The sequence below is a fragment of the Providencia sp. 2.29 genome (assembly GCF_015832305.1).
GTDB lineage: Bacteria > Pseudomonadota > Gammaproteobacteria > Enterobacterales > Enterobacteriaceae > Providencia > Providencia stuartii.
On record NZ_CP065420.1, the window covers coordinates 2,570,020 to 2,584,871 of the forward strand.

Annotated in this window: 13 protein-coding genes; 7 read left to right on the plus strand and 6 right to left on the minus strand. The window is 42.7% G+C overall.

Translation table 11 applies throughout. The features are described from left to right. Positions 1-415: 415 nt before the first annotated feature. The 5 genes from I3B46_RS11810 to dauA all read left to right on the plus strand — a co-directional run bounded on the left by I3B46_RS11810 (position 416) and on the right by dauA (position 6,671). The gene (locus I3B46_RS11810) at positions 416-1,051 is read left to right on the plus strand and encodes a CDP-alcohol phosphatidyltransferase family protein (RefSeq protein WP_104873456.1); all 636 of its coding nucleotides are present in this window, start codon (positions 416-418) and stop codon (positions 1,049-1,051) included. Next, entirely contained in the window at positions 1,048-2,814 is a 1,767-nt protein-coding gene (locus I3B46_RS11815) for a bifunctional alpha/beta hydrolase/class I SAM-dependent methyltransferase (protein ID WP_053110883.1), read from the plus strand. The genes I3B46_RS11810 and I3B46_RS11815 overlap by 4 nt, the downstream gene beginning before the upstream one ends. Positions 2,815-3,000: 186 nt before the next feature. Next, complete coding sequence (locus tag I3B46_RS11820; RefSeq protein WP_036940096.1) at positions 3,001-4,341, plus strand: phosphatase PAP2/dual specificity phosphatase family protein; 1,341 nt, start codon at positions 3,001-3,003, stop codon at positions 4,339-4,341. Further along, on the plus strand, positions 4,338-4,742 hold the full coding sequence (locus I3B46_RS22425) for a hypothetical protein (protein ID WP_004919398.1): 405 nt from the start codon (positions 4,338-4,340) through the stop codon (positions 4,740-4,742). Before I3B46_RS11820 ends, I3B46_RS22425 begins: the two co-directional genes overlap by 4 nt. Before the next feature lie 240 nt (positions 4,743-4,982). Further along, complete coding sequence (dauA, locus tag I3B46_RS11830) at positions 4,983-6,671, plus strand: C4-dicarboxylic acid transporter DauA (RefSeq protein ID WP_004919397.1); 1,689 nt, start codon at positions 4,983-4,985, stop codon at positions 6,669-6,671. A gap of 221 nt (positions 6,672-6,892) precedes the next feature. On the opposite strand, the gene I3B46_RS11835 is transcribed toward dauA, so the two are convergent. The 6 genes from I3B46_RS11835 to hemA are packed head-to-tail and all read right to left on the minus strand — an operon-like array spanning position 6,893 to position 12,737. Next, positions 6,893-7,795, minus strand: coding sequence for a TIGR01212 family radical SAM protein (locus I3B46_RS11835; protein ID WP_040133088.1), 903 nt, complete (start codon positions 7,793-7,795; stop codon positions 6,893-6,895). Between the two features lie 12 nt (positions 7,796-7,807). Further along, the gene (gene kdsA, locus I3B46_RS11840) at positions 7,808-8,662 is read right to left on the minus strand and encodes a 3-deoxy-8-phosphooctulonate synthase (protein ID WP_014658273.1); all 855 of its coding nucleotides are present in this window, start codon (positions 8,660-8,662) and stop codon (positions 7,808-7,810) included. A 44-nt stretch (positions 8,663-8,706) separates the two neighbouring features. Next, complete coding sequence (gene sirB1 / locus I3B46_RS11845) at positions 8,707-9,516, minus strand: invasion regulator SirB1 (RefSeq protein ID WP_004919394.1); 810 nt, start codon at positions 9,514-9,516, stop codon at positions 8,707-8,709. Then, positions 9,516-10,361 (minus strand): peptide chain release factor N(5)-glutamine methyltransferase, encoded by an 846-nt coding sequence (gene prmC, locus I3B46_RS11850; protein WP_036940091.1) that lies wholly within the window; start codon positions 10,359-10,361, stop codon positions 9,516-9,518. The genes sirB1 and prmC overlap by 1 nt, the downstream gene beginning before the upstream one ends. Next, positions 10,361-11,443, minus strand: a complete 1,083-nt coding sequence (prfA, locus tag I3B46_RS11855) for a peptide chain release factor 1 (protein WP_004919392.1) — start codon at positions 11,441-11,443, stop codon at positions 10,361-10,363. The genes prmC and prfA overlap by 1 nt, the downstream gene beginning before the upstream one ends. A gap of 31 nt (positions 11,444-11,474) precedes the next feature. Further along, on the minus strand, positions 11,475-12,737 hold the full coding sequence (gene hemA / locus I3B46_RS11860; RefSeq protein ID WP_004919391.1) for a glutamyl-tRNA reductase: 1,263 nt from the start codon (positions 12,735-12,737) through the stop codon (positions 11,475-11,477). 529 nt (positions 12,738-13,266) lie between these two features. On the opposite strand from hemA, the gene lolB reads away from it, so the two are divergent. Together lolB and ispE are read left to right on the plus strand one after the other, a co-directional pair. Continuing rightward, the gene (gene lolB, locus I3B46_RS11865) at positions 13,267-13,932 is read left to right on the plus strand and encodes a lipoprotein insertase outer membrane protein LolB (RefSeq protein WP_042116548.1); all 666 of its coding nucleotides are present in this window, start codon (positions 13,267-13,269) and stop codon (positions 13,930-13,932) included. Then, positions 13,929-14,804 carry a 4-(cytidine 5'-diphospho)-2-C-methyl-D-erythritol kinase gene (gene ispE, locus I3B46_RS11870; RefSeq protein WP_004919385.1) on the plus strand — a complete coding sequence of 292 codons (876 nt, stop codon included), beginning with the start codon at positions 13,929-13,931 and terminating at the stop codon, positions 14,802-14,804. The genes lolB and ispE overlap by 4 nt, the downstream gene beginning before the upstream one ends. Positions 14,805-14,852 lie beyond the last annotated feature (48 nt).

The following is a 14,852-nucleotide window of genomic DNA, read 5'->3' on the forward strand; positions in this document are numbered from 1 at the left end:
TTAAGATGTTTTTTTACTTTCGATATTCAACACTCATGATATCCAGCTCGGCGATACTATTATTTCTGCAATGGATGATTTTTATACGCCACTTGAGCATTTTTTTTACGCCGAATGACGTTATTGATTCACTTTTTGATTAAAATTTTCTATTACTTTATAAAATCGACTTAATTAATTTATTACAATTACGAAACATAAAAGTAAATGAACAATAAATAAACACTTAATTTTACGATAATGAATTATTCATTTACAATCAATATATTATAGAAAGGTAATATCCACGAACACAGGTTATCATCACAAGAGAGAAATCTAACTTAGGATAGCTCTTATTGCAGCTAAAAAATAATCGCGTATTCATATACGCTATATTTGCACCATTATGGTTGTAATTTGCAAGGATGAATAAATGACAATTTATGATCTGAAACCTAAATTTCAGAACCTGCTACGGCCTATCGTACAAAAGCTTTATGACACAGGCGTGACAGCAAATCAGGTAACATTGGCTGCAATGCTATTATCTATTTTGATCGGAGTACTGCTATTTATTTTTCCTAACCCACACCTGTTTATTTTATTACCCTTTGTTTTATTTACTCGCATGGCGCTGAACGCCATTGACGGTATGCTCGCACGTGAACATCACCAAAAAAGTCATCTCGGTGCAATATTAAATGAAACGGGGGATGTTATCTCCGATATGGCCTTGTATATCCCTTTTGTTTTGTTGTTCCCTCATGATTTTGGATGGATTTTACTGATCCTTTTCTTGTCATTATTAACAGAGTTTATTGGGGTTATCGCACAAGCTATTGGCGCTTCACGTCGCTATGATGGCCCTATCGGTAAGAGTGACCGTGCATTTATTTTCGGTACTTTTGGGCTATTAGTCGCACTCTTTCCCCAAATCACTTCTTCTAACTGGTTTACTGCTATTTTTATTGTCCTTTCATTGTTGCTGTTTTACACCTGCTACAACCGTATCCGTAAGGCCTTAAGTGAGCTTAATACACAAACGGATCATCATAAGGAACCATTATGAACGCTCAGACAGACTATTTAACTCAACGTCCTGTCATTGAATCTCAGTTTATCACCAGTGACCGTACCCCGCTGTTTTATCGTTACTGGCCAACAGAACAATCAACAGATAAAGCCATTATTCTATTTCACCGCGGCCACGAACACTCAGGACGCGTTGCTCATCTTGTCGATGAGTTAGACTTGCCTGACTACGCCATGTTCGCATGGGATGCCCGAGGCCATGGCAGAAATGATGGCCCTCGTGGTTATAGCCCATCCCTTGGCACCTCTATTCATGATGTGGATGAATTTGTACGTTATGTGTCATCCCAGTACCAAATACCATTAGCAAATATTATCGTCATTGGTCAAAGCGTTGGTGCCGTGTTAGTCTCTGCTTGGGTACATGACTATGCCCCTCCTATTAGAGGGATGGTATTAGCATCCCCAGCTTTTAAAGTTAAGTTGTATGTACCATTTGCGCGCACAGGACTTGCTTTGATGCAAAAAATGCGGGGGCTGTTTTATGTTAACTCATATGTGAAAGCTAAATTCCTAACTCACGACCAAAGCCGCATAGCCTCATTCAACCGTGACCCATTAATTACGCGCCCTATTGCAGTTAATATCCTGCTCGAACTGTACAAAACTGCTGATAGAATAGTGGCTGATGCAGGTGCGATTACCCTCCCAACACAACTGTTTATTTCTGGTAGTGATCATGTGGTACACCATAAACCACAGCATCAATTTTATGAGCGCCTTAATACTCCCATTAAAGAGAAACATATTTTACCTGGCTTCTATCACGATACACTGGGTGAAAAAGAGCGCCATATCCCTATTGCCAAAATCCGTGAATTCATTGGCAAACTATTCTCAGTTCCTCGCTATCAACATGATTACCAATATGAAGATACTTGGAGCGTGAGTGCAGACGCTTATCGCGAGCTAACGCAACCTCTGCCTGCATGGTGCCCTAAAAACCTTGGTTATAAGCTACTTAGCCGTTCTATGAGTACACTAGGCAAGGCTTCAGAAGGTGTTCGCATTGGTTATGACAAAGGTTTTGACTCTGGGTCGACCCTTGACTACATTTACCGTGATAAAGCACAAGGTAAAGGGTTATTTGGCCGAATCATTGATAGGCAATACCTCAATAGCATCGGCTGGCAAGGGATCCGCCAACGTAAAACCAACATCGAAAATATCATTCGACAAGCTATTCGTGAGCTAACTGAACAACACCAGCCAGTGCGTATTGTCGATATAGCCGCCGGACAAGGTCGTTACGTCTTCGACGCTATTAATGACTATGGCAAAGTGGAGTCCGTCTTACTGCGAGACTATAGCCCTGTCAATGTTGAGCAAGGTCGTTCACATATTAAAGAGCGCTATCTTGAAGATAAAGTGCGTTTTGAAGAAGGCAATGCCTTTGATACGAATGACTTAGCTTCCATAACGCCAGCCCCTACACTTGGTATCGTAAGTGGTTTATACGAACTTTTCCCAAGTAATGACCTGATTCGAGCTTCACTGAGTGGTTTATCTCAGGCGATCCCTTCTGGTGGCCTACTTATCTACACCTGCCAACCTTGGCACCCTCAGGTTGAAATGATCGCTCGCGTCTTACCAAGTCACCAAGGTGGACAAGCATGGGTGATGCGTTGCCGGAGCCAAGGTGAAATGGACGCACTTGTCGACGAAGCTGGATTCGAAAAACTTAATCAGTTAATTGATAACTGGGGCATATTCAGTGTTTCTATTGCTCGACGCCGTTAAGCGTATTTGAGCATAAACGAACCTGATATTTTGCTTGATAAGGTGGTGACAACCATCACTACCTTATCCCCTTTAATATTCAATAAAGCTGATATACTAATAGCTTGCAACAACTCACTGAGTGAACGCGATACTCTTTTTAATTCCCATCTCAATATCAATTAAACTAGCTAAACGGATAGATGAATGACAACCACACATAAGCCCTTGCCTTCCTCGCCGCGGCGAAAAATTTGGTTATACGGTTTCTTTTGGTTAGTCTTTTTAGCCCCTTTTTTCTTTCTTACCTATGGGCAAGTTAACACTTATACGTCTACGCTAGCCAATGTTCCCTCTTATGTTTATTCATGGGAAACACATATTCCTTTTTTACCTTGGACGATTATCCCTTATTGGAGTATTGACCTGTTTTATGGCCTATCCCTTTTTATTTGCACCTCTTTAAGAGAGCAAACAATCCAAGGGCTACGCTTAATCGCTGCCTCATTAGCCGCCTGTGTTGGCTTTTTATTATTCCCCTTAAAATTTAGCTTCCCTCGGCCTGACACAAGCGGTATCACCGGTTGGATGTTCGATAGCCTTGAATTATTTGACCTCCCTTATAACCAAGCCCCCTCATTACATATTATTTTACTGTGGCTATTGTGGTTACGTTTCCGAGCTCATATGCCGACTAAATGGCATTGGTTGCTACATAGCTGGTCGCTACTGATCCTCATTTCTGTCCTCACGACGTGGCAACACCATTTTATTGATGTTATCAGTGGCTTTGCCGTTGGTGTCCTTATTAGTTATCTATTGCCTATTGAAAGCCAATGGCACTGGCACTACACCGGCAGCCGTCGTAGCTTTAAAATGAGCACGAATTATGGCTTAGGGGCGTTTGCCTGTTTGTTACTCGCAATAACGCTTCAAGGTATCGCATGGCTACTCCTATGGCCTGCTATTGCGTTATTTATCGTCGCGATTGGCTACTTAGGTCTAGGCGCTTCTGTATTCCAAAAAACTCCGATGGGTAGCATGTCACCTTCGGCGCTCCTCTTGCTACTCCCGTATCGATTAATTGCCGTAGGAACTTATCATTACTATGCCAAGGCGTGTCGACAACCTAGCAAAATTAACGATAAACTTATTTTGGGTGGACGCCCGCTTTATCCTTTGCAAGCTCAAGCCGTTTTCGATATGACTTGCGAGTGGCCTCGCAATTCCTATAGCCACGATTTAAATTATCGTAGCCAACCTCAAATCGATTTGTTACCACTAAGTGCAAAGGATATTGAAAGCGCCGTGCACACAATGGATGAGCTTGCAGAAAGCGGCACAATTTATGTTCACTGCAAATTAGGCTATTCGCGCAGTGCGACCGTCGCCGCTGCATGGTTAGTTCATAGTCAACAATCTAAAACGATTGATGATGCGATTGCGCTAATCACTCAAGCCAGACCAAAAGTGATCCTAAACTCAGCAACTCTTGAACAATTACATTATTGGTATCAACACTATTATTTAAAGCGAGCATCATCATGAATCATTTATCTGATAAACAATGTGGCGATGTCATGGTTATTTTTACAACAAGTTGGCGTTATTTTTGTTGTGCATCACTACTCGCTTTTATTTGTCAATTTATCTTATTTATTTACTCATTAATTGATAATCTCACCTTCTTTATTAGCACACTCCTTTTTATTGTGAGCCACTATTTTATTTTCCGGTTATGGTTTGACAGCCATCTTTTTAAAATATTATACCAGCGACAAGAGCCCTATCATTTTGACCTTGCTCTACATTACCTTTTCCCTAAAAAACAACCCGTTGCTACTATGGAGCAGCGCTGGGCTGGCACAAAGAGATTATTCAATTACACACTATTATTGACTATTTTACTCTGGTTGTGGGTTTTAATTTCATTATTAACGGGAAATTAATAATGAAATTTAATTTATTATACACACTATCTTAAATATAACTTGCGCTATAACAAAAACTTCAACAATTCATTTTTAGATATATTCATACAGAATATTCGCAGGTTTTTTTACTTTTGTACCCGTAAACGTTATGATAATTGCGAGTTCATTGACACATAGCAGATTTTTTTGTGTAAGTTCCGCGTATCCTTTGGTTCTGTTTTCCGTTATTTAACCCTGTTATTTTGGTGGGGTACAATGAGTACAAAAAAAATTAATAGCTTGCGCCTATTTAGCGCATTAATAGATTCGTGTTGGAAAGAGAAATATACATTTGCTCGCTTTATTAAAGATTTAATTGCCGGGGTTACCGTTGGGATTATCGCCATTCCATTAGCAATGGCACTGGCAATAGCAAGTGGAGTTCCACCACAATATGGCCTTTATACTGCTGCTATCGCGGGTATTGTTATCGCAATCACTGGCGGCTCACGTTACAGTGTTTCAGGGCCAACGGCCGCTTTCGTCGTCATTCTCTATCCCGTCTCACAGCAATTCGGGTTAAGTGGGCTACTCGTTGCAACCTTAATGTCTGGTATTATTTTGCTTGCAATGGGGTTCGCTCGTTTTGGTAAGTTTATTGAATACATTCCTGTCTCTGTCACGCTAGGCTTTACTTCTGGTATCGCAATTACCATTGCGACCATGCAAATTAAAGATTTTTTTGGCTTACAAATGGCATATGTTCCTGAAAACTATGTCGATAAAGTTATCGCCTTAGTCAACGCTTTGCCGACACTCCAATTCAGCGATACTTTGATTGGTTTAGTGACACTCTTCGTTTTAATTTTATGGCCTAAGCTAGGACTAAAGTTACCGGGTCACTTACCTGCTCTCGTTGCAGGTACACTGGTCATGTGGGTGCTCTCTCTGTTTGATAAAAATGTTGCTACCATCGGCTCACAATTTAGCTATTTATTGCCCGATGGCTCAGAAGGTAACGGTATCCCCCCTATCTTGCCTCAGTTTATTTTACCATGGCAGCTTCCCGGCAGCCCCCCTATTAGCTGGTCGATGATCACCGCATTGATGCCCGCGGCTTTCTCAATGGCTGTCCTTGGCGCGATCGAGTCGCTGCTATGTGCGGTTGTTCTTGATAATATGACAGGCAAGAAACACCACTCTAACAGTGAACTTATCGGGCAAGGCTTTGGTAATATCGCAGCGCCATTCTTTGGTGGTATTACAGCTACCGCCGCCATTGCACGTTCGGCAGCTAACGTTCGTGCAGGTGCAACCTCGCCGATTTCCTCAGTGATCCACTCATTGTTAGTCTTGCTGACGTTATTGGTCCTCGCCCCAATGCTTTCCTATCTGCCCTTAGCGGCGATGTCATCATTGCTGTTGATGGTTGCATGGAATATGAGCGCCGCACGTAAAGTGATAGACCTGATCCGCCGCGCGCCTAAAGATGACATCATTGTTTTGCTTTTGTGTATGTCTCTTACTGTGCTTTTCGATATGGTCATTGCCATCACTGTAGGGATTGTTCTCGCCTCACTGCTGTTTATGCGCCGTATTGCTAATATGACTCGGATCAGTGAATTAGCAGAAACCGATGAAGCCAAAAGCCGTTTAGTGGTTCGTATCAACGGCCCACTGTTTTTTGCCGCAGCAGAGCGTATCTTTGATGAATTAAGGGTCAAAAGTGAAGGTTATAAAACCATCATCATGCAGTGGGATGCGGTGCCTGTACTTGATGCTGGCGGGTTAGAAGCATTCCAGAAATTTATCGACATAGTCAAAAAAGACACGCATATCGTTATTTGTGACATTCCATTCCAGCCGCTTAAAACCTTGGCGCGCGCTGGTGTAACGCCTATTGAGGGAGTGTTAAGTTTCCATAATTCGATTGATAAAGCTCTCGAGGAACTTGATTCCAAATAACCATAAATGAGCCACAACCAAAAAGCGCGGGAGTGGCTAATTTATAATGCTAATCTAGGAACAAACGCTAAATAATCTCTGACGGGGTATGCTGAGTTACGTTGTTTGTGACTGCTACCCTGTCACATGCCTAACCATCTCTCCTCTACCACCAACAGATCTCTATTTTCAATGGTTAGTATTAACAATATAAGAAACCATACTCGGCTTATTAATAACCATTAAAGTGCGGAGCCTTGTCCACCATGTGTGAGTAGATATTGGTATAGACTATTCATGCCTAACCAGCGGTTTTCACACCACTCTGGGGCTAATAATGTTGGTCGGCGCGCACTGGCACAAATACGGTGATAAACCACATCGGTAGGTGTATAGCGGATCAGTTCTCCAGCCACTTGGGTATAGTCAGTTAAGGTCATCGGCGCTAATCGCCCTGCTCGCCAACTTTTCGCCATAATACTCCCCTCAACAATATGCAAAGGGTGTAATTTGATCCCATCCGTACCACACTCCAGCACTTTTTCTAATGTCTGCATATTCATTAAAGTGCTTTCACCCGGTAAGCCACAAATAAGATGCGTGCAAACCTTAAGTCCGAGTTGCCTTGCTTTCGTTACGGTTTTTTGATATTCGGCAAAACCATGCCCTCGGTTAATGCGATGAAGTGTTTTATCATGTGCGCTTTGTAAGCCCAATTCCAACCATATTTCATACCCATGCTCTCGATAGCCACTTAATAAAGAGAGCACGTCTTGTGGCACACAATCCGGACGCGTGCCAACACATAATCCAATAATATTCGCCTGCTTAAGAGCTTCCTCATACAACTGCTGTAGTAAACACACTTCAGCATAAGTGCTAGTATAGGCTTGGAAATAGGCTAGATAGCGGCTGGCTCGCGTGATTTTGGCTTTTTGATGACGAATTTGCTCACTAATCGATTGAGTCGATTGCGTTTCATCAGAGAAAGAGGAGACATTACAAAAGGTGCAACCACCTCGCCCAAGAGTACCATCGCGGTTCGGACAGCTAAAACCACCATGTAATGTTATTTTGTGAATTTTCTCGCCATAACGGCGCTGAAGATCAGCGCCGAACATGGAGACAACTTGGTTCAGTTGCATTGCAAACCGAGATTAACGACTCGTATCTAACTCAGGGAAGCTTTTTACTAACTCATCAATCGCTTTGATTTGCTGTAAGAAAGGCTCTAATTTAGCAAGTGGTAGTGCTGACGGGCCATCACAACGAGCACTGTCAGGATCTGGATGCGCTTCAAGGAATAGCCCTGCTAACCCAACTGCCATGCCTGCTCTGGCCAATTCAGCCACTTGAGCACGACGACCACCAGAAGCAGCGCCAAATGGGTCACGACATTGCAGCGAATGGGTAACATCAAAAATAACTGGACAACCATTTGAAGCTTGCATCATGACATTAAAACCAAGCATATCAACAACTAGGTTATCATAACCAAAATTAGCGCCACGATCACATAAGATGACTTTATCATTACCACCTTCAATGAACTTTTCTACGATATTGCCAATTTGGCCCGGGCTAATAAACTGTGGTTTTTTAATATTGATCACGGCATCAGTTTTCGCCATTGCTGCAACCAGATCAGTCTGACGAGCTAAAAATGCAGGTAATTGGATAACATCCACCACTTCAGCAACAGGTTGAGCTTGAGATGGCTCATGCACATCAGTAATGATTTTCACGCCAAAGGTTTCTTTCAACTCTTGAAAGATTTTCATCCCTTCATCAAGGCCTGGGCCACGATATGAATGAATTGATGAACGGTTAGCTTTATCAAAAGACGCTTTAAATACGTAAGGAATGCCTAGCTTTTGCGTCACTGTGACATAGTGCTCACACACCTGCATTGCCATATCACGAGATTCAAGGACATTCATTCCACCAAAAAGAACAAAAGGGAGATTGTTTGCGACTTTGATATCACCAATGCTGACCATTTTCTGTTGCATGCTCTTACCTTTCATATCGAGACAGTTTGCTGTCTGTGCATAAATTAATGTAACACTACTGGATGATTATCTAATGAATATATCTGAATTTTAATCATTTCAGAAATAGGATCTTCTGGGCAGTGTTCAATAAAATAGTTTAAATCATTCAACGCCACATGGTTACAATCTAAATGTGCAAGAATTAATCCACGGTCGCGAATTTCATAAGGGTCTTCAGGATCTAACGTTAATAGCGTCTCACAGACCTTTAACGCTAACTCCATTTTTTTCTCTTCCATTAAAGAGGCTTTCAGCGTGTCAAATAACTTACGAATGATCACACTGTTTTCCGCAACATCAAGTTGATCCTCACCCAACTCAGAGTAGGGATCCACGGTTCCTTTAAGCCACAAATTGAGCGTATGCCATGTCAAGGTTTCCCCATTGACTGGGTTAATAAACCATTGTGAACCATCCTCTTTCTGAGCCAGTAATAACAGCTGAGTTGGAAACACGGCAGGTTCGATATCAATCTCTAATTTCTCAGCAATATAAAGGAAAATGGAACCTAAAGAGACCGGTGTTCCACGCTTCGTTGCTAAGACTTTATCTAGCCAAAGCATGTCGGATAATGCATAGATGCCGTCAGCACCACCAAATTGCCATTGATGATAAAAAAGCGTTATTAGTTGATTAATTTTACTTTCATTATCCGCTTGTAAATCAATAACCGCTTTGGCTGCTTCAACCAAGCTATCCAATCGAGCCTGTACTTGCATAAGAGGAAAATCGATACGAATACTTTGGGAAACTATCATAATACCTTCACTCAAAGGTATTTTGTTAAATTCAATATTTGCTATGGTTTTCATCACATTTCCACTGATTTATTCCACTGCCCAAGCGAAATTCTATCTCGGCCACCATAATCTAGACAGGTTTCAATATTGCTATATCCATACTGTTTGAATAACTCACGAACTGCGGCACCTTGTTGCCATCCATGCTCAACAAGTAACCAACCTTGTGGGTTAAGGTATGATCTCGATGTAGACACAATATGGTCTAAATCTGACAGTCCGTGATTATCTGCCACTAAAGCGGTTAAAGGTTCGAATCTAACATCGCCTTGCTGCAAATGGTCATCATTTCCATCAATATAAGGTGGATTACTCACAATCATATCAAAATGTTGGCAAGACAGTGAGGTAAACCAATCACTTTGTAGAAACTGTACATTGTTAAGCGCCAGACGTTGCTGATTACGCTGTGCTAAAGAAACAGCATCCAGATTAAAATCAACACCGATAATCACGCTGTCTGGACGTTCAGAGGCGATCGCCAAAGCAATAGCGCCTGTCCCTGTGCCAAGATCAAGTATTTGGCAGCGCTGAGCCGGAAGCCGTGCTAGGGCCTGTTCAACTAGACATTCAGTATCAGGACGGGGAATCAAAGTGGCTGGCGAGACAAATAAAGGCAATGACCAAAATTCACGCTCACCAATAATATAGGCGATGGGTTCACCTTGCTCACGACGACATAATAGTGATTCAAGTGCTTCATACTCAGGCTGTGTTAACTCTGTTTCTGCAAATGCAAAAATAAAGGTACGACTCCGCCCTGTAATGTGTTGAAGCAGGATTTCCGCATCTCGTTTAGCACTATCACTCATCGGCAGCCTTGCGACTGCTTGGTCAACCCACTCGCCGTATTGCATTAATCTTGCTCAGACAATGCAGACAGTTGATCTGCTTGATATTCGTTGATAATCGGCTGAATTAACGCATCCAGCTTCCCTTCCATCACTTCATCTAAACGATACAACGTCAAATTGATACGGTGATCGGTCACCCTACCTTGAGGGAAGTTATAGGTACGAATACGGTCAGAACGGTCACCAGAACCTAATAAGTTACGTCGTTCCGAGGCTTCAGCGGCTTGACGCTTATCCATTTCTGCTTGACGGATACGAGCACCTAATACAGACATCGCTTTTGCTTTGTTCTTATGCTGTGAACGTTCATCCTGACATTCAACCACAATACCCGTTGGAATATGGGTAATACGGATTGCGGAGTCAGTTGTGTTAACGTGCTGTCCACCCGCTCCCGAAGAGCGGAATGTATCAATACGTAAATCTGCTGGGTTGATTTCAGGTAATTCCGCTTCCGGTAATTCAGGAAGGATAGCGACGGTACAAGCCGATGTATGAATACGTCCTTGTGATTCCGTTTCTGGCACACGTTGTACACGATGACCACCAGATTCGAATTTCAAGCGACCATAAACGCTTTCACCGGAAATTTTTGCAATCACTTCTTTGAAGCCACCATGCTCACCATCACTAGTGCTCATTAACTCAACACGCCAACGGTTAGCCTCGGCATAACGGCTATACATACGGAATAGATCACCCGCAAAAATAGCCGCTTCGTCTCCACCAGCCCCTGCACGAATTTCAAGGAAACAGTTGTATTCATCATCAGGATCTTTTGGCAGCAACAACAGTTGTAATTGCTGTTCAAGCTCTTCATTGCGCGCTTTCGCTTCTTTTAGCTCTTCTTGAGCCATCTCTTTCATTTCAGGATCATCTAACATCATCTCTGCTGTTTCGATATCTTCCTGAACAGTCCGCCATGCCGTAAAGCATTTGGCGACATCTGTCAGTTGAGCATACTCTTTTGATAAGGCACGAAAGCGTCCCTGATCAGCAATCACACCTGCATCGGCGAGGTGTGCTTGAATTTCTTCATAGCGTTCCTGTAATGCTTCCAGTTTTGCGACAATAGAAGGCTTCATTCGTTATATCAGACCCATGATTAAAATGTGGTTATTGATGGTTCAGCCCTAAGCTGTCCCTAAGTAGATTCAGGCGTTCCAAGTCACCATCTCCAGCGGCTTGCTGTAAAGATTTTGTTGGTGCATGGATCAGGCGGTTGGTCAATTGTTGGGTAAGTTGTGTAATAACTTGTTCAGGGTCTGCACCCTGACTAATTGCCGCGAGTGCTTTTTCTGTCATCCCCGCGCGGATTGCCTCAGCCTGCGCTCTGTAATCGCGAATTGTAGACACTGCGGCTTGCGAGCGCAACCAATCCATGAAATGGCTGCTTTCTTGTTCCACGATAAATTCTGCTTCAACCGCTGCGGCTTTGCGCTGAGCAAGGTTTTGCTGAATTATCGACTCAAGATCATCCACCGTATACAGGTAAACATCTCTGAGTTTTTCAATATCAGGCTCGATATCACGAGGAACCGCAATATCAATTAACAACATGGGTTTGCTGCGACGCACTTTCATCGCACGCTCTACCATGCCTTTGCCTATAATCGGTAACGGACTTGCTGTTGAACTGATCACAATATCGGCTTGAGCCAAACGTGTATCAATATCAGACAGCGTGATCACTTCCGCATTAACCTCATTAGCTAATAACTCCGCTCTTTCACGAGAACGGTTAGCGATCATCATCTTCTGCACACCATGCTCGCGTAAATGGCGTGCCACCAATTCAATTGTTTCCCCTGCTCCCACTAACAAAATATTCAAATGTTTGAGTGACTCAAAAATTTGCCTTGCTAATGTACAAGCGGCGAATGCAACGGAAACCGCATTCGCTCCGATCTCTGTTTCGGTACGAATGCGTTTAGCGACAGAAAATGATTTTTGAAATAAACGCTCTAATTCGCTCGACAAAGAATGGTTGTCTTGAGAAAGGGCGAACGCTTTTTTAACCTGCCCAAGGATTTGCGGTTCACCTAAAACTAAAGAATCCAACCCACTTGCAACCCGCATAAGGTGACTGACTGCTCGGTCACCTTCATGCCAGTACAGACTCGGTTTTAAATCTTTATCTGTAATATTGTGAAACTTGCATAACCACTGGATAAGCTGTTCTTGAGCTTGTTCTTGTGATTCAAGGCTCAAATACAACTCAGTTCTATTACAGGTCGACAGCACAACGCCACCGCTCACCTGAGGTTGCTTAAGCAACTCCTCAAGAGCATGGTCGATTTTTTCTGGTCCAAAAGCCACCCGTTCACGAAGGGCTACTGGCGCCGTTTTATGATTAATGCCTAGGGCTAATAGGGTCATTGTGCTTAACTACATTGCTCACATTGCTAATTATTTATCCAGTAGTATAACCACACTACTGTTATTTGTTTATCGACTATTGTAGATGATCTCCGCCCCGCTTTCTATGCCCCGCTAATAATGAAAACCATAAAGATGATCACTACCAAACTTTTTCCATAGAAAACTGCTGACGATTTAGCCGAATTCAACACTATTAGTATTGCTATTCTACACCGCTTTATATCGGAGATGTACCCTTTTTTATTATACTTATTAAGAAATTATCAATATCAATGAGATATGCTGCGATTGTCATCTGTCAACTGATGAATCAAACTATCGATACTCATTGACCAATTGTATAAATAGGCAAAACTTCTTCAATCCGATTGATCATTTAGCTGTTTTAACGCAATATTTTGCCCACTGTCGCACCATATTATCCAGTGAGTCATTTTTCTAAATTGCAATAACACGTTACACTTCAGTGGGTATCAGCTTTGATAAAACCTATTTACTTTTTACTCGATGATTTTTGAGAGTCGCTATGCAACTGTTCACTACTTGGTCTTGTTTCGCTCCTTCCACCGCAAAGCGTTTTTGGCGTTTATTGCCGCTTTCTTGCTTATTGCTGACGGCTTGTGTGACCACTCAACAAACAACAACGTCTGGTACAGGTTCCGCGTCTGATCCACAATGGAAAACCCATTTACAAGAAGTCAACGCACTTCGCAATTATCAAACTCGCGGTTCTTTTGCCTATGAATTTGATGGTAGTAAAACCTATGCTAAATTCTTCTGGCAGCAGTATACACCTGAAAAATATCGTTTATTGTTGACAAACCCACTCGGCAGCCGCGAGTTAGAGCTCACCGTTGAACCTGATTTAGCGCGTTTAACCACAAAAGATGGGCAAACGCATATGAGTGATGTTCCTTCCGAGCTGATTTATCAACTTACTGGCATGGAGATCCCGCTTGAGGACCTGACCGCTTGGTTAACTGGCTCACCTGGGCGCGCAACACAATTTACGCTGGATAAAAACCACCTCCTAAAATCTGTAACATTACAGCAAACCAATGGTGAAAAGTGGCAGCTTAACTATCTTTCTTACAATATGAATACCACTCCAATGTTACCAAGCAACCTTGAATTACGTCAGGGTTCGCGCCTAATTAAGCTAAAAATGGATAGCTGGACTTTACAAAAATGACGTTAACATGGCCTTCCCCTGCTAAATTGAACCTTTTTCTCTATATCACAGGCCGTCGAGCAGACGGCTATCACGAATTACAAACACTGTTTCAATTTCTTGATTACGGTGACGACATTACCATCACCACGCGGGCAGACGATCACATCAATCTACTCACGCCAATGGAGGGAGTAGAACCAGAACAAAACTTAATCGTCAAAGCCGCAAAATTATTACAACACTACTGCCGTGATACTTTAGGCTATTCAGAACCTCTCGGGGCAGATATCAAAATCAATAAAATATTGCCAATGGGCGGCGGTATCGGTGGAGGCTCTTCCAATGCGGCCACCACACTTATTGCATTAAATACTCACTGGGGAACAGCAGTGAGTGATGACGTGTTAGCGGAGCTAGGTAAAAGCCTTGGAGCAGACGTTCCCGTTTTTGTGCGAGGCCATGCCGCTTTTGCGGAAGGAATAGGTGAAATTTTGACTCCAGCCTCGCCTAAAGAGAAATGGTATCTGGTTGCACATCCAGGAATTGAAATCTCAACTCCGATGATCTTCACAGATCCGCAATTAAATCGAAATTCTCCAAAACGCTCACTAGCCGCATTATTACTGGCTCCGTACGCAAATGATTGCGAACCAATTGCAAGAAAACGTTTTCGTGAGGTTGAACAGCTCGTTTCTTGGCTGTTAGAATATGCCCCGTCTCGCCTTACAGGGACAGGTGCTTGTGTTTTTTCTGAATTTGAAACACAAGCTGATGCCCTTAAGGTGTTAAATAAAGCCCCATCGTGGGTGCATGGTTTCGTCGCTCAAGGGGTGAACGAATCGCCGTTGCACAAATTCCGCGCTGGGATAACCCGTGTATTGCACCAATAATAACGATTTAGCATCGGTTATTGGTCAACAATATCTCTCTGGACGCAA

Bases quoted from the DNA above. Each gene is read 5' to 3' on its own strand.
- I3B46_RS11815 (WP_053110883.1), top strand. From the start codon at position 1,048: ATGAACGCTCAGACAGACTATTTAACTCAACGTCCTGTCATTGAATCT.
- prmC (WP_036940091.1), bottom strand. From the start codon at position 10,361: ATGCAATACGGCGAGTGGGTTGACCAAGCAGTCGCAAGGCTGCCGATG.
- kdsA (WP_014658273.1), bottom strand. From the start codon at position 8,662: ATGCAACAGAAAATGGTCAGCATTGGTGATATCAAAGTCGCAAACAAT.
- I3B46_RS11810 (WP_104873456.1), top strand. From the start codon at position 416: ATGACAATTTATGATCTGAAACCTAAATTTCAGAACCTGCTACGGCCT.
- I3B46_RS11820 (WP_036940096.1), top strand. From the start codon at position 3,001: ATGACAACCACACATAAGCCCTTGCCTTCCTCGCCGCGGCGAAAAATT.
- lolB (WP_042116548.1), top strand. From the start codon at position 13,267: ATGCAACTGTTCACTACTTGGTCTTGTTTCGCTCCTTCCACCGCAAAG.
- sirB1 (WP_004919394.1), bottom strand. From the start codon at position 9,516: ATGAAAACCATAGCAAATATTGAATTTAACAAAATACCTTTGAGTGAA.
- I3B46_RS22425 (WP_004919398.1), top strand. From the start codon at position 4,338: ATGAATCATTTATCTGATAAACAATGTGGCGATGTCATGGTTATTTTT.
- prfA (WP_004919392.1), bottom strand. From the start codon at position 11,443: ATGAAGCCTTCTATTGTCGCAAAACTGGAAGCATTACAGGAACGCTAT.
- ispE (WP_004919385.1), top strand. From the start codon at position 13,929: ATGACGTTAACATGGCCTTCCCCTGCTAAATTGAACCTTTTTCTCTAT.
- dauA (WP_004919397.1), top strand. From the start codon at position 4,983: ATGAGTACAAAAAAAATTAATAGCTTGCGCCTATTTAGCGCATTAATA.
- I3B46_RS11835 (WP_040133088.1), bottom strand. From the start codon at position 7,795: ATGCAACTGAACCAAGTTGTCTCCATGTTCGGCGCTGATCTTCAGCGC.
- hemA (WP_004919391.1), bottom strand. From the start codon at position 12,737: ATGACCCTATTAGCCCTAGGCATTAATCATAAAACGGCGCCAGTAGCC.